23 protein-coding genes and 1 tRNA gene are annotated in these 21,660 nt (G+C 56.8%); 7 read left to right on the top strand and 17 right to left on the bottom strand.

The features are described 5' to 3' along the window. Positions 1-13: 13 nt before the first annotated feature. The 11 genes from fabF to PJU76_RS05680 all read right to left on the bottom strand — a co-directional run bounded on the left by fabF (position 14) and on the right by PJU76_RS05680 (position 8,255). Positions 14-1,255 (bottom strand): beta-ketoacyl-ACP synthase II, encoded by a 1,242-nt coding sequence (gene fabF, locus PJU76_RS05730; RefSeq protein ID WP_271780844.1) that lies wholly within the window; start codon positions 1,253-1,255, stop codon positions 14-16. Positions 1,256-1,294: 39 nt separating this feature from the next. After that, a complete protein-coding gene (gene acpP / locus PJU76_RS05725; RefSeq protein ID WP_064220338.1) occupies positions 1,295-1,543 on the bottom strand; it encodes an acyl carrier protein in 249 nt (82 codons plus the stop codon). Between the two features lie 84 nt (positions 1,544-1,627). Next, positions 1,628-2,377, bottom strand: a complete 750-nt coding sequence (gene fabG, locus PJU76_RS05720) for a 3-oxoacyl-ACP reductase FabG (RefSeq protein ID WP_215860391.1) — start codon at positions 2,375-2,377, stop codon at positions 1,628-1,630. Then, positions 2,377-3,312, bottom strand: a complete 936-nt coding sequence (gene fabD, locus PJU76_RS05715; RefSeq protein WP_064220336.1) for an ACP S-malonyltransferase — start codon at positions 3,310-3,312, stop codon at positions 2,377-2,379. The genes fabG and fabD overlap by 1 nt, the downstream gene beginning before the upstream one ends. Before the next feature lie 37 nt (positions 3,313-3,349). After that, complete coding sequence (locus PJU76_RS05710) at positions 3,350-4,294, bottom strand: beta-ketoacyl-ACP synthase III (protein WP_271780843.1); 945 nt, start codon at positions 4,292-4,294, stop codon at positions 3,350-3,352. Next, entirely contained in the window at positions 4,291-5,316 is a 1,026-nt protein-coding gene (plsX, locus tag PJU76_RS05705) for a phosphate acyltransferase PlsX (protein ID WP_064220245.1), read from the bottom strand. Before plsX ends, PJU76_RS05710 begins: the two co-directional genes overlap by 4 nt. 37 nt (positions 5,317-5,353) lie before the next feature. Further along, positions 5,354-5,539, bottom strand: coding sequence for a 50S ribosomal protein L32 (gene rpmF / locus PJU76_RS05700; RefSeq protein ID WP_014028846.1), 186 nt, complete (start codon positions 5,537-5,539; stop codon positions 5,354-5,356). A 40-nt stretch (positions 5,540-5,579) separates the two neighbouring features. Then, positions 5,580-6,017 (bottom strand): YceD family protein, encoded by a 438-nt coding sequence (locus PJU76_RS05695; protein ID WP_271780842.1) that lies wholly within the window; start codon positions 6,015-6,017, stop codon positions 5,580-5,582. 92 nt (positions 6,018-6,109) lie between these two features. Next, on the bottom strand, positions 6,110-6,991 hold the full coding sequence (locus tag PJU76_RS05690; RefSeq protein ID WP_271780841.1) for a YihY/virulence factor BrkB family protein: 882 nt from the start codon (positions 6,989-6,991) through the stop codon (positions 6,110-6,112). Then, the gene (gene hda / locus PJU76_RS05685; RefSeq protein WP_271780840.1) at positions 6,988-7,710 is read right to left on the bottom strand and encodes a DnaA regulatory inactivator Hda; all 723 of its coding nucleotides are present in this window, start codon (positions 7,708-7,710) and stop codon (positions 6,988-6,990) included. Before hda ends, PJU76_RS05690 begins: the two co-directional genes overlap by 4 nt. Continuing rightward, the gene (locus PJU76_RS05680) at positions 7,707-8,255 is read right to left on the bottom strand and encodes a CDP-alcohol phosphatidyltransferase family protein (RefSeq protein ID WP_271780839.1); all 549 of its coding nucleotides are present in this window, start codon (positions 8,253-8,255) and stop codon (positions 7,707-7,709) included. The genes hda and PJU76_RS05680 overlap by 4 nt, the downstream gene beginning before the upstream one ends. A 156-nt stretch (positions 8,256-8,411) precedes the next feature. On the opposite strand from PJU76_RS05680, the gene PJU76_RS05675 reads away from it, so the two are divergent. The 6 genes from PJU76_RS05675 (at position 8,412) to ppk2 (ending at position 13,899) form a co-directional block, all read left to right on the top strand. Then, positions 8,412-9,029, top strand: a complete 618-nt coding sequence (locus PJU76_RS05675) for a superoxide dismutase (RefSeq protein ID WP_064219811.1) — start codon at positions 8,412-8,414, stop codon at positions 9,027-9,029. 143 nt (positions 9,030-9,172) lie between these two features. Next, positions 9,173-10,210: a phosphoribosylformylglycinamidine cyclo-ligase gene (gene purM / locus PJU76_RS05670; RefSeq protein WP_271780838.1), complete on the top strand. Its 1,038-nt coding sequence runs from the start codon at positions 9,173-9,175 to the stop codon at positions 10,208-10,210. After that, positions 10,203-10,868: a phosphoribosylglycinamide formyltransferase gene (purN, locus tag PJU76_RS05665; protein ID WP_271780837.1), complete on the top strand. Its 666-nt coding sequence runs from the start codon at positions 10,203-10,205 to the stop codon at positions 10,866-10,868. Before purM ends, purN begins: the two co-directional genes overlap by 8 nt. Next, positions 10,865-11,602 (top strand): competence/damage-inducible protein A, encoded by a 738-nt coding sequence (locus PJU76_RS05660; RefSeq protein WP_271780836.1) that lies wholly within the window; start codon positions 10,865-10,867, stop codon positions 11,600-11,602. Before purN ends, PJU76_RS05660 begins: the two co-directional genes overlap by 4 nt. Positions 11,603-11,691: 89 nt before the next feature. Then, on the top strand, positions 11,692-13,080 hold the full coding sequence (locus tag PJU76_RS05655) for a dihydrolipoyl dehydrogenase (RefSeq protein ID WP_271780835.1): 1,389 nt from the start codon (positions 11,692-11,694) through the stop codon (positions 13,078-13,080). A 33-nt stretch (positions 13,081-13,113) separates the two neighbouring features. Then, positions 13,114-13,899, top strand: a complete 786-nt coding sequence (gene ppk2, locus PJU76_RS05650; protein WP_271780834.1) for a polyphosphate kinase 2 — start codon at positions 13,114-13,116, stop codon at positions 13,897-13,899. A gap of 54 nt (positions 13,900-13,953) precedes the next feature. Here the strand turns inward: ppk2 and rnr are convergent, their stop codons facing one another. Further along, the gene (gene rnr, locus PJU76_RS05645; protein WP_271780833.1) at positions 13,954-16,200 is read right to left on the bottom strand and encodes a ribonuclease R; all 2,247 of its coding nucleotides are present in this window, start codon (positions 16,198-16,200) and stop codon (positions 13,954-13,956) included. A gap of 37 nt (positions 16,201-16,237) precedes the next feature. Between rnr and PJU76_RS05640 the strand changes: the two genes are divergently transcribed. Then, positions 16,238-16,324, top strand: a tRNA-Leu gene (locus tag PJU76_RS05640). A gap of 352 nt (positions 16,325-16,676) precedes the next feature. On the opposite strand, the gene iro is transcribed toward PJU76_RS05640, so the two are convergent. The 5 genes from iro to hflK form a co-directional block, all read right to left on the bottom strand. Then, positions 16,677-16,949, bottom strand: a complete 273-nt coding sequence (gene iro, locus PJU76_RS05635; protein WP_271780832.1) for an iron oxidase — start codon at positions 16,947-16,949, stop codon at positions 16,677-16,679. Between the two features lie 103 nt (positions 16,950-17,052). Further along, positions 17,053-18,342, bottom strand: coding sequence for an adenylosuccinate synthase (locus PJU76_RS05630; protein WP_408629756.1), 1,290 nt, complete (start codon positions 18,340-18,342; stop codon positions 17,053-17,055). Positions 18,343-18,385: 43 nt separating this feature from the next. Further along, entirely contained in the window at positions 18,386-19,588 is a 1,203-nt protein-coding gene (locus PJU76_RS05625; RefSeq protein WP_271780830.1) for an ATP phosphoribosyltransferase regulatory subunit, read from the bottom strand. Further along, positions 19,585-20,457, bottom strand: coding sequence for a protease modulator HflC (gene hflC, locus PJU76_RS05620; RefSeq protein ID WP_271780829.1), 873 nt, complete (start codon positions 20,455-20,457; stop codon positions 19,585-19,587). The genes PJU76_RS05625 and hflC overlap by 4 nt, the downstream gene beginning before the upstream one ends. Further along, positions 20,454-21,647: an FtsH protease activity modulator HflK gene (hflK, locus tag PJU76_RS05615; RefSeq protein WP_271780828.1), complete on the bottom strand. Its 1,194-nt coding sequence runs from the start codon at positions 21,645-21,647 to the stop codon at positions 20,454-20,456. The genes hflC and hflK overlap by 4 nt, the downstream gene beginning before the upstream one ends. Positions 21,648-21,660: the final 13 nt, after the last annotated feature.

Genomic DNA, 21,660 nt, shown 5'->3' with positions numbered 1-21,660 from the left:
TCCCACGGAGCAATCAGTTGCTAACGCGGCGGAAAACCAGGGAACTGTTGGTACCGCCAAATCCGAAGGAATTACTTAACGCCACTTCCACAGCCGCGTGTCGCGCCTTAAGGGGTACATAATCCAGGTCGCAACCCTCATCAGCCTGATCCAGATTGATGGTGGGTGGCAGAATGCCATGATAGAGGGCCAGCACCGTAAAAATGGCTTCGATCCCCCCCGCGGCACCCAGAAGATGGCCCGTCATGGACTTGGTGGAGCTCATGGCCAATCGCCGTGCATGGTCGCCGAAGACCACATGCACGGCGTCGGTTTCTGAACGGTCTCCAAGCGGGGTCGAGGTCCCATGCGCGTTGATGTACCCGACCATTTCCGGGGTCACCGCCGCGTTACGCAACGCAGCTTGCATACAGCGGGCGGCACCCTCCCCTGCAGGCGCCGGCTGTGTCATATGGTAAGCATCAGAGCTCATGCCATAACCGGACAATTCCGCATAGATACGGGCACCACGACGCCGCGCGAATTCATACTCCTCCAGCACGAGAACGCCCGCGCCTTCGCCCAGCACGAAACCATCCCGATCTTTATCCCAGGGACGACTGGCCTTCTCAGGATCCTCATTACGCGTTGAAAGCGCCCGCGCCGCGCAGAATCCACCCAGCCCCAGAGGACTGATAGCCGCCTCGGCACCACCGGCGATCATGACATCGGCGTCACCGTATTCGATGAGTCGCGCCGCATCACCGATGGAGTGCGTACCTGTAGAACAGGCCGTCGCCATGGCAATGCTCGGTCCTTTGGCGCCATACATGATGGAGACATGGCCAGACACCATGTTGACAATACAACGCGGAATAAAAAAGGGCGAGATCCGGCGCGGGCCGCTCTCGGTGACAATCGTATGCTCGGATTCAATACCCGGCAAACCACCAATGCCGCTGCCAATGGATACTCCCACCCGGTCCGCAATGTCTGCATTGATCTGCAATCCGGAATCCGCAATCGCTTCCATCGCCGCAGCAAGGCCATAATGGATGAATAAATCCATCTTGCGGGCTTCCTTGGCCGGAATGTACTGACCGATATCAAAGCCACGTACCTCTCCCGCAATCTGGGAGCTATATGGGGCAGGGTCAATGCGGGTTACCCGGCCAATACCACTACGCCCCTGGATTATGGAATCCCACGCCGCCGGAAGGCCCACACCGACGGGTGACACAATTCCCAGCCCGGTAATCACTGCACGTCTCTTCAAACGCCTGTTCTCCTCATCACCCGGTCGGGGAATAAATACTCAGGCATCCTTGGTTGGCATATGCGCAGACACATAGTCGATGGCCTGTTGCACGGTCGCAATCTTCTCCGCTTCTTCATCGGGGATTTCGCAGTCAAATTCTTCTTCCAGCGCCATCACCAGTTCCACGGTATCCAGCGAGTCAGCACCCAGATCATCGACAAAAGAGGCTTCATTGGTTACTTCATCTTCGTTGACACCCAACTGCTCTACTACAACCTTCTTTACACGTTCTGCCACACTATCCATTAGGAGAAGCTCCTCTGTTGGTAAAAAATTATTGTCGGCGAGATTGGACCACAGGGCGTACAGTCCTGTAAAGCCACGAATGCGTTACCCCATCCACATGCCCCCGTTGACATGCAGAATCTGTCCGGTTACGTAACCCGCATCCGGACCCGCCAAATAAGCAACCGCAGCCGCCACATCGGCCACCACTCCGAGTCTTCCCGCGGGAATCTGCTGCATAAGGGCATCACGGTGCGTATCATTCAGCCCTTCGGTCATGTCCGTGCTGATGAAGCCAGGGGCCACACAATTGACCGTCACCTGCCGCGCCGCCACCTCCCTCGCCATAGCCCGGGTAAAACCGGCCACCCCCGCCTTGGCCGCCGCATAATTGGTCTGTCCGGCATTGCCCATCACACCGACCACCGACGTAATGTTAATAATACGGCCAAAACGGGCTTTGAGCATATCGCGCACGCATAGCTTGCTCAAGCGGTATACCGCGCGCAAGTTGGTCGCCATGACATCATCCCAATCGTCATCCTTCATCCGCAACAGCAATTGATCGCGGGTGATTCCCGCATTATTCACCAGAATAGTCGGCGCACCATGAGATGCCTGTATTTGCGCGAGCACAGCGGACATGGCCGCATCATCAGTCACATCCAGCGCCACCCCGGTGCCGCGAATACCATGCGCTGCCAGATCCGCGTCAATTCGTTCCGCACCAGCAGGCGTGGTTGCCGTGGCGACGACCAGCGCGCCCTGTCTGCCCAGTACGCGGGCGATCTCCTGTCCGATACCGCGACTACCGCCGGTGATCAGGGCTAACTGACCCTCTAAAGATCCCGCCATCAGATCACCTCCAGGACGGCCTTAAGGCTTTTGCCATCTTCGATATGGAGCATGGTCAGGCTAGGCTCAATACGCTTCCCCAATCCAGACAGCACGCGGCCAGGCCCCATTTCCACGAAGGTCATAGCCCCCTGTCGGGCGAGATGACGAATCGTATCGGTCCAACGTACCGGTGAATACAACTGCTGAGCAAGGGCGGCACGAATGGAATCAGGCGTATTGTGGTTTTGCACATCGGCGTTATGCACCACCATCGCCTTGGGGCTGCGGAATTGCACAGATTCCAGGGTAGCCTGAAAACGTTCGGCAGCCGACATCATCAGGCTGCAATGGCTGGGCACACTGACCGGAAGCACTACAACGCGCTTCGCGCCCGCGGCACGCGCCGACTCTACCAGACGCGTAACGGCTGCCTGGTTACCGGCGACCACCACTTGTCCGGGCGCATTGAAATTAGCCGCCGCGAGCACTTCACCATGTGCTTCCTGGGCGCAAAGTTGTTTCACCTCATCATCGCCGAGACCAATAACGGCCGCCATGGCACCCACACCTTCGGGCACCGCATGCTGCATCAGACGGCCGCGTTCGGCGACCAGACGCACCGCATCCGGGAAATCCACCGCATCGGCGACCACCAGGGCCGTGTATTCACCCAAAGAGTGGCCGGCGATAAAGTCGGGAAAGACGCCGCCCTCCTCTTCCCAGACCCGATAAACGGCGTACCCGGCAGCCAGCATCACCGGCTGCGTCCAACACGTCTGATTGAGTTTTTCGACAGGCCCATCCTGAGTAAGGGACCACAGGTCCTCGCCCAGCTGGGCGGAGGCTTCCGCGAAAATCTCCTTGATCAGCGGATGACTGCCGGCGAGATCAGTCAGCATATTCATAGATTGCGAACCCTGACCGGGAAAAACAAAGGCGATAGAGCCGTGCAAGCGAACCTCCTCTCAGTACAAATTGGTAGCAGGGCTTTCAGCCCCAGCGCAGAAGCGCTGATCCCCAAGTGAACCCACCCCCGAACGCCTCCAGCAGGAGACATTGTCCCGGCTGAAAACAACGGCGTCGGGCCGCATCATCCAGCGCTAAAGGCACCGAAGCTGCGGAAGTATTACCATGATGTTCTACCGTCGTCACCACCCGCTCCATAGGCAAGCCTAACTTATCGGCGGTCGCCTGAATAATGCGGATATTGGCCTGATGCGGCACCAGCCAGTCGATGTCCGCTGCTGTCAGGGCATTTGCCGCGAGCGTTTCCTGCACAATCTCACCCAGGGTACGCACCGCCATGCGGAACACCGCGTTACCCTGCATGGTCATCCGTGTCTCGCCACCAGGCACCTGCAGCAAGTCGGCATAGGCACCATCCGCATGGATGTGCGTGGAGATGATGCCTGGTTCATCACTGGCACTGAGGATTACGGCACCGGCACCATCACCAAAAAGGATACAGGTACCACGATCTGTCCAATCGACGATGCGGGACATACTCTCTACCCCGACGACCAGCGCATGCCGCGCTCCGCCGCTGCGGATGAAGCGATCTGCGGTCGCCAGTGCATAGATAAAACCGGTGCAAACCGCCTGAATATCAAAAGCCGGCGCGCCATGGTTCCCCAAACGGGCTTGCAACAGACAGGCGGTACTGGGGAAGATCTGGTCCGCGGTCGTCGTCGCAACAATAATGAGATCCAAATCCTCTGCCCGAAGATCGGCATCCGCCAATGCCTGGCGCGCCGCCACCGCCGCCATATCTACGGTTTTTTCGTCGGGAGCGGCGATATGGCGGGAGCGGATCCCCGTGCGCGCGAAGATCCAGGCATCGCTGGTGTCCACCATTTGCTCCAGTTCACGGTTGCTGAGAACACGTTCCGGCAAATAGCCACCAGTGGCTACAATACGGCTAAAAATAGGTCTCACGCGCTGTTTCGCACCGCCGGATCAAGGCTTTTCTGAATCACTTCGGCAATACGCAAGGTCAGGCGATGCTTGGCTTCGGCGATAGCCACCTCCACGGCACAGGCGAAGGCAAAGCGGTCGGCGTTTCCGTGACTTTTGATGACAATACCATTCAATCCCAACAGAGTTGCGCCATTGTACTGGCGAGAATCGAGACGCCGCCGCAGACGTTGCAAGATGGGACGGTTGACCAAATACGCCATACGCCCATACCAGCCGTGAGTATAGCTGGCACGCAGTTCCTGACTGATCATCCACGCCAGCCCTTCAGACGTCTTCAACGCTACATTACCCACGAAACCGTCACACACCACCACATCAGCGACACCTCGATAAATATCGGAACCTTCCACGTTACCAATAAAATTCAGCTTGGCAGCGCGTAGGAGCAGCGCGGCCTCTTTGACCTGTTCATTGCCTTTGATGTCTTCTGAGCCGATATTGAGCAGGCCGACACGCGGCTGGGCAAGCCCCATGACGCGCTCGACAAGTATCGAGCCCATTACCGCGAACTGCAGGAGATGTTCCGGATGACAATCAACGTTGGCACCCAAATCCAGCGCCAGAAGTCGTCCTGTGGTGGTCGGCAGAAAGGCAGCGATTGCGGGACGGTCTATACCGGGAATAGTACGCAGAAACACTTTACCGAGAGCCATCAGCGCACCTGTGTTACCCGCACTGACCACCGCATCAACATGCCCATCTCGCAACAAGCCGATGGCGACATGCATGGAAGAGTCCCGCTTACCGCGGAGGGCCTGAGACGGCGCCTCATCCATGGCTACCACCTGACTGGCGTGGTGTACCACAATTTGCGATGAACCTTGGAGGCGAGCCCGTGCCAGCCCTGCCTGGAGGATGCCGCTGTCCCCCACAACATGAAAAACGACATCGGGGTGACCTTTGACCAGATCGCGGATGGCAAGAACCACCACCGACGGGCCTGAATCACCACCCATGGCATCTACCGCGATGTGCGGCATAACGAAACCTTAAGAACGCTCTGACAGACTGGCGTTATCAGGCCTCTACCGCCTTCTTCACCATCTCGCGACCCTTGTAGAAGCCACATTCCGGGCACACATGATGAGGCAGCTTCGCCGCCCCACAATTGGCACATACGGAACGGTTCACGGTCACCAGAAAATCGTGGGCTCGCCGCATGTTACGACGAGAATGGGAAGTTTTACTTTGTGGAACGGCCATGACTCAATCTCTCCCGATTTGTATCAAAATATACTGCTGTTCATTTAACAACGGTTAACGGCTCAAGCCCGGAAACCGGGCAAATGCCTGACTTCCACTCCGCACAACGTGGAATCATCGGCAAGGCCAGTAGTACTTCATCTTCCAGCCAGACTTGCTGAGCGACCACGCCGTTTTCGGCAATAACCACCTCTAAGGTAGAATCCATAGCGAGCACCGCCGACTCCTGTTCCGCCAATCCGCTGTGCACGGTTACGGAAAGCGGTAACGGCATAACACCCGTACAGCGTTCGCAACGCACCTCACCCAACACCCTTATCTGGCCATCAGCGGCAATGACCTGCCCTCTGCGGATCAGGTCAAGGCTTACGCTCACTGCCTGCACACTGAGCAGTGCCTCGCCCAAACGCAACCAGCCGCGAGGATCAATAATACCCTCCAGCCTGTCACCATGGACAGACACCCTGGCAATCGACAAGCTGGATGCTTTAGCGGAAAACATAAGCGCGGCATAGTAGCGATCACGGCGCTGCAAGTAAAGAGTTGACGGCGACGTTTAATGAGATATCCCTAATGATTATCACGGATAATTGCAGCCGCCGCCATCTCCGCACCGAACAAAACAATCGCCCAGGCCATATACAGCCAGAGAAGGAAAACAGGAAAGGCACCCAAAGCGCCATATATGGTTTCAAAGCTTGAAAATCGCAGATAACCGGCCAACGCGATCTTGGCGGCTTCAAAGAGGATGGCGGCGGATACCCCGCCAAGAAAAACATCCCGCCACTGCGTTATTGCCGAGGGCAATATTTTGTAGAGCACCGCCATCATCACGGTGACCACCAGAAGAGTAAGCACATGACTCAGAAAGGGGGGAACGACCGGGATACGTGCCAAGGAGGTCAACAGAGGTTGCAGGGGACTAAGCAGCGGCAGAATGAGTGCAAAGCTGAATGGGCCGCACACCAGCACGATCACATAGCGTAGGAGTCGACACCACAGGCAGGTCGGAGTGACACCCCAGATGTCGTTAAAATGCCGCTCTACCTCACGAAGCAGAAAAATCGCGGTGACGCTCAACCCGAGTACGCCAAACCAATCCAATTGGGTACCACGCGCTGCGAGACGGTTTATCTGACGCAGAATCACATCCCCCGTTTGCGGGACAAAACTGCGTAAAATCAGGTGATCAACCTGGGCACGGTGGAGCATGCTAAACCCCACCAGATTCCATAGACTGAAGACCAGCACCACCGCCGGTATCAAACCAAAGAGGGTGGTATAAGCGAGCAATCCTGCACGGTCGATACATTCGTCAAGCCAAAAGCCATGCCACGCACGGTATATTCGGTGGGCCAAGCACTGCCAATGATTGGCGTTCTCCCTGGGAACGGGTGCCAGTGCCTTGCCCTTTTGGCGAAAGCATTGATGCGGCGGTGTTTTTTCCGTCATCGCAAGTTCTCCGCGGCCAGGCAAAGGCGTATGAAAGGGATGGTCACTTCCCGTTGCTGCTCCCAACTCCGGGTATCCAGAACGCTCAGCATGCGATCCAGTGCCCCGAGGTCGCGCGGATAATGCCGCAACAGATAAAGCGCTGCGTCGACACCAATCTGCAGACCTCGGCGCTGCGCCATTTCCTGCAAAATAATACGCTTCTCCGCATCTCCGGGGAAACGCAGGGCGTATTGCAAACCCGCGCTCACCCGGCTTGCCCAATCCGGGAGCACCCAGTCCGTGAGCTGAGGTGCTTGGCGACCGGCAAGGAGCAGCGACCGCCCGCAGCCCATGCGCTCATTATAGAGATCAAAGAAAAAGGTTTCCTTATCACGCTGACCTGCCCAGCTTTCGACGTTATCCAGACACAACAGAGGCGCTCCTGCCAGACTGGAGAACATCGCTGGATCCATGATCGTATTGAACGGATTTGTGATATCGCCGCAATCTATATAGGGTACCCATCCAGCAACGGCGGATGCGGCTCCCAGCAATAAATGACTTTTACCCACTCCCGCCGGTCCATAAAGGTAAAGACAAAAGCTCTGCCGTTCACGTTCAGTTACCAGGTTAAACACCGCGCGCAGCGCTTCGGCATTCGGATGGGGATAAAAGTCTTCCAGGCTTGCTTGTGACTTCACTCCCAAGGGAAGAATCCGTTGTCGTGTCTCGCTCATGATTCGCTGGAGCCCCCCTCCTGAGCAATCGCCTTGCGACTCCAGATCCAGACATACTGCCCCCCGGATACAATGGCCATCAGGAACACTAGCGCGAAAACAGGCAGTAGCGGCACACGCCAATGGCATGCCGCCGATAACAGCACCAATACAATAACGACAAATTGGAGCGCGGTGTTCCATTTCGATAGCGGCGTCGGACGGATACTAAATTTTCCGATCAACAGCAAGTAGAGCAGGCTGCCACCGACGATCAGCAGGTCCCGGGAGATAATGGCAACCGTCACCCACAAAGGAATACGCTGCAACCAGGTCAGCGTGATGATCGTCGTCACCACCAGCAATTTATCCGCCAACGGGTCGAGGACAGCCCCCAAACGGGTCTGAAGACGATAACGACGGGCTATCCAACCATCCAGTGCGTCGGTGATCGCCGCCGCCAAAAAAATGAGCAGAGCCACGACGAAAAGCTCCTTCGCCAGCGCGTAGAAAATCACGGGCACCAGAAAGAGTCGCAACAGAGTCAACAGATTCGGCAGGTTCATGGCAGTGAAGCTAGGCAAGGGTACGGTGACTGTCAAGAAGAATTACGGGCGGCAAAGGCTCAGACGACCGGAAGGTCGTTTGCAGAGGGCTCTGCCACTGATTACAATCCAAAGGGCATTGGTTCAGTTCTAAACTTGAAATCAGGAGAATATTGAATGTCCGAATATAGCGTGCGCGAAGAATTAAAGCCCAGCGGATTGGATGGCATCTCGGATGCCCAAATCAATGATCACTGGGGACTTTATGCTGGTTACGTAAATCAAAGCAATGCCTTGCGAAAGGAACTTGCGGAAATGCGTGCAGCCGGCAAAACCGGGTCACTTACATATGCAGATCGGCGGCGACGCTTTGGCTTCGAATATAACGGCATGGTGTTACATGAGTACTATTTTGCCCAGTTGAAGCCCGGTAGCAGCATCGATCAGGCACCCGGCTTCAAAGCCGCGGTCACTGCGCAATTTGGCAGTGCTGAAACATGGCATGAAGATCTGATGTCCGCCGCCAAGAGCCGGAGCGTGGGCTGGGCTATCGCCTACTACGATGGTACCACCGGTCAGATTAACAACCACTTTGTCCAGCTTCATGAAGACGGGAATGTGGGCGGTTTTGTGCCGCTGGTCATCGTTGATGTCTTCGAGCATGCCTACATGGTGGATTGGAAAGCCCTCGGTCGCGCGGATTATCTAGCCGCCATTTACAAAAATATGAACTGGGGCGTGGTGGAAGCGCGCTTCCAGGCGGCCAAAAGTGGCCAGATTTTCAAGCGGTTCTGATCATTATAGGAATTTAATTCATAAAAGAGCGGTTCGCCGCTCTTTTTTATTGGACGCGCTTCGCTGCACGACTCCGCGATTGCCCCTTTGACAGGCGCTATACGCCCCCATACCATGACCAAAACCCCTTTGAGGAAATCGCCGTGGACACCCCAAAACCTTTGACCTATCGCAGCGCCGGGGTGAACATCGACGCTGGCAATACGCTGGTGGACCGTATCAAACCTCTTGCCCAAAGTACTCACCGCCCCGGCGTGCTCGGCGGCATTGGCGGTTTCGGTGGACTGTTCGCCCTACCCGGCGGTTATCGCGAACCGGTGCTGGTATCAGGCACCGATGGGGTGGGTACCAAGCTGTTACTCGCCCAGGAAGCCAATCAACATGACCGCATCGGCATTGATCTGGTCGCCATGTGTGTCAACGACATTCTCGTCTCCGGCGCAGAGCCCCTCTGGTTCCTCGACTACTATGCCTGCGGGCAGTTGGATAACGGCGTGGCTGAGACGGTTATTGCCGGGGTGGCCGAGGGCTGTCGGCAGGCTGGCTGCGCTTTGCTGGGCGGAGAAACTGCAGAAATGCCCGGTATGTACCCGGCTGGGCATTATGATCTTGCGGGCTTCGCGGTGGGCGTTGTCGAGAAATCCGCCATTCTGACGGGTGCGGCCTGCCGGGAGGGCGATGCGGTGATTGGCATTGCCTCGTCCGGGCCGCACAGTAACGGTTACTCTCTGATTCGGGAAATTCTCGTACGCGGCGGTGCCCACGCCCATGTCCAGATCAACGGCGAGCCGCTGGTGGATCTGCTGCTGCAACCGACCCGGATTTATGTGAACGCTATTCAGGGTCTGCGCAAGGCGGTTACGGTACACGCTCTCTCTCACATTACCGGCGGCGGGCTGGTGGAAAATCTGCCCCGCTCACTGCCCGCGACGCTTGCCGCTCGCATTGATCCCAACACCTGGAAAATACCGTCTATTTTTCAATGGTTACAGGAGCAGGGACAGGTCTCCATGGAGGAAATGCGGCGGGTTTTCAACATGGGTATCGGCATGGTCGCCATCGTTCCCTGGGAATCCCGGCAGGCCGCCGTGCAGTCTATCACGGAGCACGGAGAGCAAGCCTTCATTATCGGGCAGTTGGTGCCACGTCAGGACAGTGAGGGAGTACGCTTTCTTGACTAAAAGGCTGGTGATTCTGGTTTCCGGCCGGGGAAGCAATCTGCAAAGCATCCTTGCGGCTTGCCGTAGCGGGCAGATACCGGACACACAAGTCGTTGCAGTCATCAGTAACCGCCCAAGCGCCAGAGCATTGGAGCTGGCGATGGCGGCAGGCATTCCTGCCCTTACTGTCGATCATCGGGATTATGGGACCAGAACAGACTTCGATGCCGCCCTGCAAAAGCAGATTGACGAATATGCCCCGGATATCGTGGCGCTGGCGGGGTTCATGCGTCAACTCACCCCCGCTTTTGTTCAGCACTATGAGGGTAAGCTGCTGAATGTCCACCCCTCTCTACTTCCCGCCTTTCCCGGCCTGCATACCCATGCCCAGGCGCTGCGGCAGGGTGTGTGTTGGCATGGTGCCAGTGTCCATTTTGTAACGGCGGAGTTGGATGCCGGCCCTGTCATCATCCAGGCAGCCGTGGCGGTACTGCCCGCAGATGATGAACGGTCTCTCGCCATGCGCGTGCTCGACGCAGAACACCGTATTTATCCGCAGGCGCTGGCGTGGCTGGTGAGTGGCCGGGTGACTTACGCCGCAGGGCGCGCCCAGTGGCGAGAGCCGCCACAGACGGCCATGCGCGAGGCCATTGCCCCTTCTCTGGAGAGTTCTCCATGAGCAAAGATGTTGGCTTGGTGATCATCGGCACCGAGATACTCTCCGGTAAACGGGAAGACCGCCATTTTCTCCGCAGCCGCCAGCAACTGGCGCGACGCGGTTATGGCGTCGCCTGGTGCCTGATCGTGCCCGACATCCGGGATATTCTACTGACCCAGTTGCGCTGGACCATGGCGCAATCTGTGCCATTCTTCGCCTTTGGCGGTTTAGGCGCAACGCCCGACGACCTGACCCGCGCTTGCGCCGCAGCGGCGGCTGGCGTTACCTTGTCCCGACATGCCGAGGCGGAGGCGTTGATTCGCCAACAATTCGGCGACGAGGCGGAACCGGTGCGGGTACGGATGGCCGACCTGCCCGCCGGGGCAAGACTGATCCCTAACCCGGTCAACAATGTGCCGGGATTTTCCATAGGTAGCGGATACTTCTTCCCGGGATTCCCGCAAATGGCGGAGCCCATGAGTGACTGGGTGCTGGCGCAGTATTTTCCTCCCCTGGTGGCTGACATAGAGGCACGGGTTCTTTTACCCAGCGCGCGGGAAGGCAACCTGGTTCCGCTCATGGAAAGCTTTTGTGCCGCCCATCCGGACATACGCTTCTCCAGCCTGCCCAGCTTCACGGCGACTGGTCCGCAAATCGAGTTGGGTGTAGCGGGGCAAGAGACGCACGTTCAGGTCGCCATCCGCGACCTGAAGGCCCGCCTGAACCTGATGGGGCTCGAAATTCAGGATCTGTGATCCTTCCCGAATCTTAATCAGGCAAGTCACCGCAAGCCGGGAATCTCTGCTGCCATAATAAACTAGACTTGCCCATACGGAGGTGTGCAATGGCCATCCAATATGTTGACTTGTTGACCATCGGCGCTGGAGGGGGCGCTTATCCCGCCGCGTTTCGACTGGCTCAAGCGGGACGTTCGGTAATCATGGTGGACCCTAAAGGGGCGATGAGCGGAAACTGCCTTTATGAGGGCTGTGTACCCTCTAAAGCCATTCGGGAAACCGCCGAAATCTACCAGTCCCAGCAACGCCTTGCCGGGCATGGTCTTGCAGGCGCCATTAGTATCGATTTCACGAAAATCACGATGCACAAAGATGCCGTCCAGGCACGCCGCTATGAACAACACGCCGCCGAACTGGCCGCCGCACGAAATATCAAACTCATTCAGGGAACGGCGCGACTTCTCGGTCCCCACGAAGTGGCTGTCAATACGACAGAAGGCGAGCAACGGTTCCATTGTGCGCAGATTATCATCGCCAGCGGCTCCGACATATTCATCCCCCCGATTCCCGGGGTCGAACTCTGCCTTACCAGCCATGATCTGTATAAACCCGACTCCGCCCTCAAAACCCTCCCGGAGCGGCTGATTGTCATCGGTGGCGGTTACATCGGCCTGGAAACCGCCACCTTCTTCGCTGCCTTGGGTACCAAGGTCACCCTACTCCAGAAAGGTGAGCAACTCCTCAGCGGCATGGATCCGGGCATGGTGACACTGCTAACGCCGTTGCTGGATCCAGCCATTCGCATCCGCACCGGTGTAGACGTGACGGCAGTGACCCTAACCCCTGAGGGAGGACGGCGCGTACATTACACCCGCGCGGAAGAGACCGACACGCTGGATGGCGACGTTGTTCTGATGGCCGTGGGCAGACGCCCCGTTATTCCCGTAGGTACCACAGAGATTGGCATTGCAGTGACGAGAAAGGGTATAGATGTGGGGCCGAGTTTACAAACGGTGCATCCGCATATTTATGCCTGTGGTGATGTGAATGGCCGCGTGCCGCTATTCCACGCCGCCGTGCGTCAGTCGATGGTGGCGGCGCACAATATTCTCGGCGGCAATATTCCCCTGGATTATGCTGATTTCAATCACGTCCCCACCACCGTCTTTACCCTGCCTGCCGCCGCCTACGTAGGCCTTACCCCGGCCCTGGCAGAAGCGCAAGGCATAAAGCTCCGGACCGGTCGTTACGACTTCGCCGAAGACTCCCGGGCGCAGATCCTGGAACGCATGGAAGGTGGAATTCAACTGTTCTTCGCCGCAGATAGTCTGCGTTTATTGGGTGGTTGGGTGGTCGGCATCGACGCTGGCCAGCTTATCGGCCAGATCGGCACCGCCGCTGCCCATGGCCTTACCGCCTACGATCTGGCCCGTTTTGCGGATCAGCACCCCATGAGCGCCGAAGGCATCGGCAAGGCGGCACGCAGTCTGTTTTAAGCGCCGTATCAGCCATCATAAAAGGGATACATCATGACCAAACATAAAGAACAGAAGGGGTTAGAAAAACAACATTACAAAGCCGAGTTACGCCAGCTCCAGATTGAACTGGTCAAGCTACAACGCCACATTATCCGCAAGAACGATAAAATCCTGGTCATTCTGGAAGGACGTGATGCCGCAGGTAAGGACGGCAGCATCAAACGTATCACCCAGCACCTCAGTCCCCGCGAAACACGAGTCGTGGCTTTAGGCAAGCCCTCGGACCGCGAAGAAAGCCAGTGGTACTTCCAGCGCTATGTCCATTATCTGCCCGCCGCCGCAGAAATCGTTTTCTTTAACCGGAGTTGGTACAACCGTGCCGGCGTGGAAAAAGTGATGGGGTTTTGCACCGATGCGCAATATGAAGAATTCTTTACCGAGGTAACAGATTTTGAGAGCATGCTGGTGCGCTCGGGTATCCATTTCATTAAGGTGTATCTCGACATTTCCAAGAGCGAGCAAAAAAATCGCCTGGCGGCGCGCAAAGATGATCCCCTTAAACAATGGAAAACCAGCCCTATTGACGAGCAGGCCATAACCCATTGGAAGGATTACAGTATTGCACGAAATGTCATGTTTGCACGCACCCACACCAGTTTTACGCCCTGGACCATTGTCGATGCAAATGATAAAAAAGTGGCCCGCCTTCAATTGATCAAAGGACTGTTAAGTCGCCTGGATTACGCCAATAAAGATACCAACCTGATCTTGCCCGACCAGACCATTATCTTCGACTATGATCCGCTGTACCTGGAAAACAATATGATCAAGGCATAATCACGGGGCCCTGGCGCCGCCCGACTACGCGACGACGCCATCAATGGCTGCTTATCAGTCTTTCTTGCCGCGTCGGCTTCGTCGGCTTTTTGCCGCGCCACCGCCCTGCCCCTCTGGCATTACCCGCTCGAAATCCATCTTCCGCTCGTCCAAATTGACGCTCACTACCTTAATTTCGATTTCATCGCCGAGCTGGAAGGTTTCCTTGCTGCGATCGCCAATAATCCGGTAATGCTGTGCATCAAAGTGAAAATAGTCTTCACCGAGGGTGCTGATATGGATCAGGCCCTCCACATAAATTTCCCGCAGTGCCACAAAGAGGCCAAAGCCAGTAACACCGGTAATGATGCCCGTATAGATCTCCCCTACCTTATCCATCATAAATTCACACTTGAGCCAATTTACCGCTTCACGACTGGCTTCATCGGCGCGACGCTCGGTCATGGAACAGTGCTGGCCCAGTTCCTGCAGTGCCTTTTTGGGGAACCACTTGGGCTCCGCACCAGCGGCATCCAGCAAGGCCTGAATACCGCGATGCACCACGAGATCCGGATAACGGCGGATGGGCGAGGTAAAGTGGGTATAGGCCGGGAAGGCCAGACCGAAATGCATGCCGGTATCCACGGTATAGTACGCCTGTGAAAGACTGCGCAGAATAACGGTCTGAATCAGACTGGAATCACTGCGCTCACGCGTATCTTCGATGATTTTCGCCAGATCGGCACTGCGCGGATGGGCAGGCAAATGCACCGGCACACCAAGCTCACCCAGAAAACGGCGCAAATCTTCAAGCTTATCACTCGCAGGCTCTGGATGGACCCGATAAAGCATGGGCAGTTCGTGAATTCTGAAGAATTGCGCTGCACACACATTGGCCGCGAGCATGCATTCTTCGATGATCCGATGCGCGACATTGCGGGTAACCGCCACGATTTTTTCAATGCGCAACTGATCATTGTAGATGATGCGGCTTTCCTGCGAGTCGAATTCAATAGTGCCCCGCCGCTCACGGGCCTTGGCAAAGCTTTCATAGAGGCTGTGCAGGGCCTCCAGGTGCGGGACCATGGCCGCGTCCTGCGCCCTTAATTCCGCGTCCCCCGCCAATATGGCAGCCACTTCATCATAGGTAAAACGGCGCTGTGAGCGCATGATGCCCCGGTCGAAGCGGAAACGCTGTACTTCGCCAGCCGCGTCCATCTCCATCTCGCAGAACATGCAGAGGCGGTCCACATGAGGATTGAGGGAGCAGAGTCCGTTGGACAGTATCTCGGGCAGCATTGGAATCACCCGCCGCGGGAAATAGACAGAATTACCACGGGTCACCGCCTCTCTATCCAGTGCGGAGTCCGGGCACACATAAGTGGCAACGTCAGCGATGGCGACAGTCAGGCGAAAACCATTCTCGATTACCTCGGCGTAGACCGCGTCGTCAAAATCCTTGGCGTCAGCGCCATCAATGGTGACCAGCGGCAGATCACGCAGATCGCGGCGACCCGCCTTCATCGTCTCCGGTACCGTCTCCGAGAACTGCTTGATTTCAGCAAGCACTTCATCTGGCCACTGATGGGGCAAGCCATAGTTACGGACGGCGATCTCGACTTCCATACCCGGAGCCATGTGCTCACCGAGAATTTCCACGACGCGCCCTTGGGGCATATTACGGCCATCGGGATATTGGGTAATCTCCAGAATCACAATCTGGCCATGGATTGGTGTCAGTCCCTCCCCTTCCCCTTCCACCACTGCGAACTCCTGGGGAATACGGCGGTCCTCCGGCACCACGTAATGCACGCCGTTATCGGCGTAGTAACGGCCTACGATGTGCTTGAGCGCCCGCTCCAAAATGCGCACGACCGCGCCTTCGATACGTCCGCGCCGGTCCTCTCCTACCGCCCGTCCCAGGATGGTATCACCGTGGAACACCTTGCGCATTTCCCGCGGGGAGAGGAAAAGATCCTTGCCGCCCGCCTCGGGAATCAGGAAGCCAAAACCATCGGGATGTGCGCTCACTGTGCCGCGCACCAGTTCCATGGCCGCTACGATGCCGTAGGCACCACGCCGGTTGCGCACCAGCTGGCCATCTCGTTCCATAGCCCGCAGACGACGCCTTAAGGCTTCCTGATCATCTTCGGCGACTTCCAGTTCAGCGATAATGTCTTCCAAGGTGAGTGGCCGACCGGTACCCTCCAGATAGCTGAGAATGTACTCCCGACTGACGATCGGTCGTTCATATTTTTCTTTTTCCCGCTCGAACATAGGATCACGCTCATTAAGCGATGCAGGTTCTTGTGTTTCCGGCATTGACAAATGCTCCTCAATAAATGATTATTCCGCTCACGCCGAGGTGGCGGAATTGGTAGACGCGCTAGGTTCAGGTCCTAGTGAGCGAAAGCTTGTGCTGGTTCGAATCCAGTCCCCGGTACCACATCCAGAGTATCCCAGTAGCCCAAAAGGGCTACTAAATCATACCAAAACAAAGCATTATTCGGGGTTTCATGATTGTCATGAAACCCCGGTTTATTTCTTTGCAATCCAGGTTTCACCACAGCACTGCCCCACCTGTGGGCTAGGCCCTCCCCAGCAAAACCTTTGTCGATCTGCTCAATCGTTACCTTCAATCCGATGTTCCTTCCAGGCGCAGCGCGGCGGCCGGAAGCCAACCGCATCCCGCATATCCTGCGGGATGCGGTTGGCTTCCGGCTTGGCAAGATATCAACGCCCACTGCCATATCGGGCGCACAAAAACCCTTTTCCAGTGGAGGAGATGGGGCGCTATCTCATGCTGACTTAGGAACAAAGGCTACACACCAGCCATTGGGGCTGATGTTACCTGCCACCACCTTACAACCATGTGGAGCAATAAACTGCGCACAGACTGAACAGTGGTCCTTGCCTTTGGGTGTATCCTGATATTGTACCGCTGCCTTAGGCATGCTTCCGGCATCTGCCACACCGGCGCCCATCATCGTCGTGGTAGCCACCGATCCGACGACAACCGCAATATTTCTCAGCGCATCGCGACGGGTAATCATCTTGTCCTTTTCACTCATAGCCTTCTCCTTAGGATGTGCAACCAAGCTTGGCATTGTACCGCTTCTCATCGCTATAGCCAGCGATGAAATCCGCAGAGACTTGGTCGGCCCGATTCGCCGGTCAGAGGATCTCGGTACGTAAAATAGTGTCATCCCGATCCGGTCCCGTGGAGATAATCGCCAAGGGCCGCTCGGCGCGCTCGGCGATGGCCTCTAGATAGCAACGAGCCGCCTGGGGAAGATCGGCCCAGTGGCGTACGCCTGCCGTAGACTCTGACCAACCCGGGAAGCTTTCGTAGATTGGTTCACAGGCCGCCAATGCCTCCGCCCCACCGGGCAGTTCCTCCTGAACCACCCCGTTTACCCGATAACCGACAGCAACGCGAATCTCCGCGAGGCCATCCAGTACATCCAGCTTAGTGATGCACAGGCCCGTCACCCCATTCACCCGGCAGGCGGCCCGCAAAGCCACCGCATCGAACCAACCGCAACGCCGCGCTCGCCCGGTGGTCGCACCCACCTCCGCACCACGCTCAGCGAGGAAAACCCCCGTCTCATCAAAGAGCTCCGTAGGGAATGGTCCAGCTCCGACACGCGTGGTGTAGGCCTTGGTAATACCCAATACATAGCCCAGATCCGCTGGTCCTACCCCGCTCCCGGCGGAAGCGCCACCCGCCACCGTATTGGAGGACGTCACAAAGGGGTACGTGCCATGATCCACATCCAGCAGGGTACCTTGGGCGCCCTCGAAGAGAATCCTCGCCCCTTCCGCCTGCAAACGCGCCAACCGCACAGAAACATCTACCACCATGGGTGCCAGGCGCTCCGCAAGCTCCAGATACTGCTCCAGAATGGCATGGAAGTTTTCCGGTTCCCGTTTGAAATAATGTTGGAGCACAAAGTTATGGTAATCCAGCGCCTCGCCAAGCTTGGCGGCAAAACGCTCACGATGAAACAAGTCGGCAACACGCAAAGCGCGCCGCGCTACCTTATCCTCATAAGCAGGCCCGATGCCCCGACCGGTGGTGCCGATTTTTGCCGCACCCATCGCCTGCTCTCGCGCCCGGTCGAGACTCTTGTGGTAGGGCAGAATCAGTGGGCAGGCGTCGGAAATGAACAAACGCTCCTGGGCATCGGGTACCACTGGCCGCAATTCATCCAGCTCGGAAAACAGAGCCAGCGGATCCAGCACCACACCGTTACCAATAAAGCAGGACACGCCAGCACGAAGAATACCCGAGGGAATCAGATGCAGGATCGTTTTTCGCGCGCCGATCACCAAGGTATGACCAGCATTATGTCCGCCCTGAAAACGTACCACCGCCTGGCAGCGTTCCGTCAGCCAGTCGACAATTTTACCCTTACCCTCATCGCCCCACTGGGTACCGATGATCACCACATTTTGATTCATAGCCACGAACGACTCCGCAAATGGGTCATTGGAAAATTAAAATTCACGAATCAAGCTGCCGTATCTTCCAGCCCGCCTGCTCTCTGATCAGAACGGCATCAAAGCCCCGTGCCCGCAATGTCTGCTGGTCAGGTACTTCCTGACTTACCAAGTCCTGTAAAACAGCATAACCAGCCCGACGATGTTCCTGTATCGACTGCCACAAAAGCTCATCGGTACCAGCCGGAGCCCAAATCTGCCGCGCTCTCTCCGTTGCCGGGAAGTCGCGCAGCAGCGGTTTGAGGTCTAAACTGAAGCCCGTCGCCGCCCGTCGTCGGCCAAAAGCGGCACCAATGTCATCATAGCGACCACCACTGGCCAACGCCTCACCACGCTGCGGACCAAACAGCGAAAACAGCAAGCCGGTATGATACCGATGCCCATGGATCTCCGAGAGATCACATTGAATCGCGAGATCAGGATAACGCACACGCAAGGCTCCCCAGACAAAATGCAGAGCATCCAAGGCTGCGCAAACAGCCGGGTGATGCCCGAGACGCTGGCGGGCCTGCTCCAATACGTCGAATTCACCGTGTAAGCGCGACAGAACATCAAAATCTGCGCTGAGCTCCGTAGCGCAATGGTGCTCCCGCAGCCATGCCCGCACATCCGGCCAAGCCTTGCGTTCGACATGCTGCAGCAAGTCCGCACGTAGCGCACCTTCCAGACCCGCCGCGTCCGCCAACGCTTGGGAAATACCCACATGCCCGATATCCAGCAACAAATTCGGTACTGCACAGTGGATGAGACTCTCCACCATCAGAGAAAGGACCTCCAGATCTCCCTCCGGGCCATCCACCCCGAAAAGCTCGGCCCCTATCTGAAACGGGGCACGGCTCCCACCGAGCAAATCGGGCCTGGCGCGCAGCACTGTGCCAGCATAAGCCAGACGTCGAAGCTCCTTCGCGGAGGAGGTCTGGGCGTCTATACGGGCCATCTGCGGGGTCATATCCGAACGCAGGCCCACCAGCCGACCACTGTCCTGATCCAACAGTTTCCAGGTCTGCAAGTCGAGATCTGCGGCACTTCCAGTCAGCAAACTCTCCAGATGCTCCACCAGGGGTGGGATAACCTGGTGATAGCCCCACTGTGCGTAGAGATCAAGCAAAGCCCGGCGGCAGTACTCCAGCGCCTCCGTACGTGCGGGGAGGACGTCTTCAAAACCACTCGGCAACAACCAGGTTGGGGGAGATTCAGGACGCGTCATTTGCCTGCCGGCTCCAGCGAATGGCGAAAATATTTAAAAAATGGCGAATCCGGACTAAGCACAAGAATATCCTTGCTCCCCAGGCTGTGACGATATGTTTCCAGGCTGCGATAAAAAGAGAAGAATGCCGGATCTTTGCCATATGCCGCACCGTAGATGGAGGCCGCCTCAGCATCCCCCTGCCCCTTTAACTCTTCCTGCTGCCGATAGGCATCCGCCATAATCTGGGTTTTTTCCTTGTCCGCGCTGGCGCGGATTTCGGCGGCATCCGCGGCCCCCCGCGAGCGATAAGCATTGGCCTCCTGCGTACGTTCAGCCTCCATCCGTTTGTAGACGGCCTGCAGCACCGCCGGGGGCAAACCCACCTGCATAATGCGCACATCGACCAGATGCACGCCAAGGGATCGAAGGCGCCGATTGGCCGCCACCAGCACCGGCTCCGTTATCTTCTTCTGGTTACCCTGTATCACCGACGCCAAGGTCATCGTACCGATCTCGCCCCGCAAAGAAGAGCGCACAATGTCACCAATCTGGCTCTGTGCGCTCGCATCGTTATGCAGGCGGGTATAAAAAGCCAGTGGATTGACTACTTGCCATTCGGCAAAAAAACTGATGAGCACAGGCTTTTTTTCGACCGTCAAAAATGATTCCGGCTGCGTACTGTAGCTTGCCAAACGATTATCGATGAACTCCACATTTTGCACCAGCGGCCATTTCATATGGAGCCCAGAAGCTTCCGTCACCCGTACCACTTTACCAAACTGCAATACTACCGCGGTCTGGGTCATGCGCACCGAATAGAAGCTCGCGGAGGCCAGTAACAACAAGGCGAGCACCACAACAATCAAACTCCAGGCCCAGTTCTTCATGAGCTGGCTCCCGAGATCGGAATTCGCAAAGGCGCCGGGCTGCTCGTTAGTGCTACCGGCGAAGGGATGGACACAGCTGGCGCCGTGACTGCTGCAGAGTTCGTCGGACTCTTGACCGCCATGGGAGTCCTGGCGGGCATGTGGAGATAAATCACGGGCTGCCCCTTGCTCTCAATAATCACTTTCTGGGTATGACTCAGAATATCCTGCATGGTGTGTAAGTACATCCGTTCACTCACCACCTTTGGATTTTTCTGATAGGCCTGGAGGATGTCCGTGAAACGTGCGCTATCCCCCTTGGCACGATCCACTACCCGCTGCTTATAGCCCTCGGCATTCGTCACCATGGCGTCAGCATCTCCTTGAGCATCGGGAATCACCGAACTCGCATAAGCTTGCGCCTCGTTACGCACCCGCTCCATATCCTCACGTGCGGTCGTCACCTCCGTAAACGCTGGCTGGACCGCCTTGGGGGGGGCCACCTGCAGTAGTTGAACAGAGTTAACGGTAACCCCCACATGGTAGCGATTCAGCAGATTTTGGGTGATCTGCTGGGCCTGCTGTTCAATCGCGCCCCTAGCGGATGTCAGCAAATCGTCAATCTTGCTACGCCCCACCAACTCGCGCATGGCGGACTCCGCGCCATACGAAATCAATTGGTCCGGATTCGTGGTGGCAAACAGATAATGACTGACATTGGTAATTCGATACTGCACGGCAAAACGGACATCGACCACGCTTCCATCCGCAGTCAGCATCATGCCGGGGTTCAGTGAATCAGCGGCACCACCATAGCCCAAAATCAGACGATGGCTTTGCGCTACTTTAGGCAGATACACACGCTCAAAAGGGAATGGGAGCCGATAGTGTAAACCGGGCTGGCTGATGCCAACCTCCTTGCCAAAACGTAGCACCACCCCCTCTTCATCGGGTCCCACGACGTAAATACCCGAGGCAACCCAGAACAGAATCAGTATCGCAACCACCAGAAAAGGTAGCAATTGCAGCCACTTGCGATCCATCTTCGAACCACCGCCACGGCCACCACCAGAACCAAAAATACCACCCAGTTTTTTCAACTCTTGGGTGATTTTCTGGATATCAAAAACCGGCTTTTGCGCATTGGGACGTCGTCCCCATGGGTTATTATCGTTCTTGTTTCCGTTTCCGCCCGGATCACTCCACGGCATACCACTCTCCTTC

The sequence above is a fragment of the Acidithiobacillus ferriphilus genome (assembly GCF_028215975.1).
Classification (GTDB): domain Bacteria; phylum Pseudomonadota; class Gammaproteobacteria; order Acidithiobacillales; family Acidithiobacillaceae; genus Acidithiobacillus; species Acidithiobacillus ferriphilus.
Note: the sequence above shows the minus strand (reverse complement) of the source record. Positions and strands in the feature narration are given on the sequence as shown.

What these genes read in the sequence shown, in the direction of transcription:
- acpP (WP_064220338.1), bottom strand. Translation starts at nt 1,543, where the DNA reads ATGGATAGTGTGGCAGAACGTGTAAAGAAGGTTGTAGTAGAGCAGTTG.
- fabG (WP_215860391.1), bottom strand. Translation starts at nt 2,377, where the DNA reads ATGGCGGGATCTTTAGAGGGTCAGTTAGCCCTGATCACCGGCGGTAGT.
- plsX (WP_064220245.1), bottom strand. Translation starts at nt 5,316, where the DNA reads ATGCCGCACATCGCGGTAGATGCCATGGGTGGTGATTCAGGCCCGTCG.
- rpmF (WP_014028846.1), bottom strand. Translation starts at nt 5,539, where the DNA reads ATGGCCGTTCCACAAAGTAAAACTTCCCATTCTCGTCGTAACATGCGG.
- PJU76_RS05690 (WP_271780841.1), bottom strand. Translation starts at nt 6,991, where the DNA reads ATGACGGAAAAAACACCGCCGCATCAATGCTTTCGCCAAAAGGGCAAG.
- hda (WP_271780840.1), bottom strand. Translation starts at nt 7,710, where the DNA reads ATGAGCGAGACACGACAACGGATTCTTCCCTTGGGAGTGAAGTCACAA.
- PJU76_RS05680 (WP_271780839.1), bottom strand. Translation starts at nt 8,255, where the DNA reads ATGAACCTGCCGAATCTGTTGACTCTGTTGCGACTCTTTCTGGTGCCC.
- PJU76_RS05675 (WP_064219811.1), top strand. Translation starts at nt 8,412, where the DNA reads ATGTCCGAATATAGCGTGCGCGAAGAATTAAAGCCCAGCGGATTGGAT.
- PJU76_RS05660 (WP_271780836.1), top strand. Translation starts at nt 10,865, where the DNA reads ATGAGCAAAGATGTTGGCTTGGTGATCATCGGCACCGAGATACTCTCC.
- PJU76_RS05655 (WP_271780835.1), top strand. Translation starts at nt 11,692, where the DNA reads ATGGCCATCCAATATGTTGACTTGTTGACCATCGGCGCTGGAGGGGGC.
- ppk2 (WP_271780834.1), top strand. Translation starts at nt 13,114, where the DNA reads ATGACCAAACATAAAGAACAGAAGGGGTTAGAAAAACAACATTACAAA.
- rnr (WP_271780833.1), bottom strand. Translation starts at nt 16,200, where the DNA reads ATGCCGGAAACACAAGAACCTGCATCGCTTAATGAGCGTGATCCTATG.
- iro (WP_271780832.1), bottom strand. Translation starts at nt 16,949, where the DNA reads ATGAGTGAAAAGGACAAGATGATTACCCGTCGCGATGCGCTGAGAAAT.
- PJU76_RS05630 (WP_408629756.1), bottom strand. Translation starts at nt 18,342, where the DNA reads ATGAATCAAAATGTGGTGATCATCGGTACCCAGTGGGGCGATGAGGGT.
- PJU76_RS05625 (WP_271780830.1), bottom strand. Translation starts at nt 19,588, where the DNA reads ATGACGCGTCCTGAATCTCCCCCAACCTGGTTGTTGCCGAGTGGTTTT.
- hflC (WP_271780829.1), bottom strand. Translation starts at nt 20,457, where the DNA reads ATGAAGAACTGGGCCTGGAGTTTGATTGTTGTGGTGCTCGCCTTGTTG.
- hflK (WP_271780828.1), bottom strand. Translation starts at nt 21,647, where the DNA reads ATGCCGTGGAGTGATCCGGGCGGAAACGGAAACAAGAACGATAATAAC.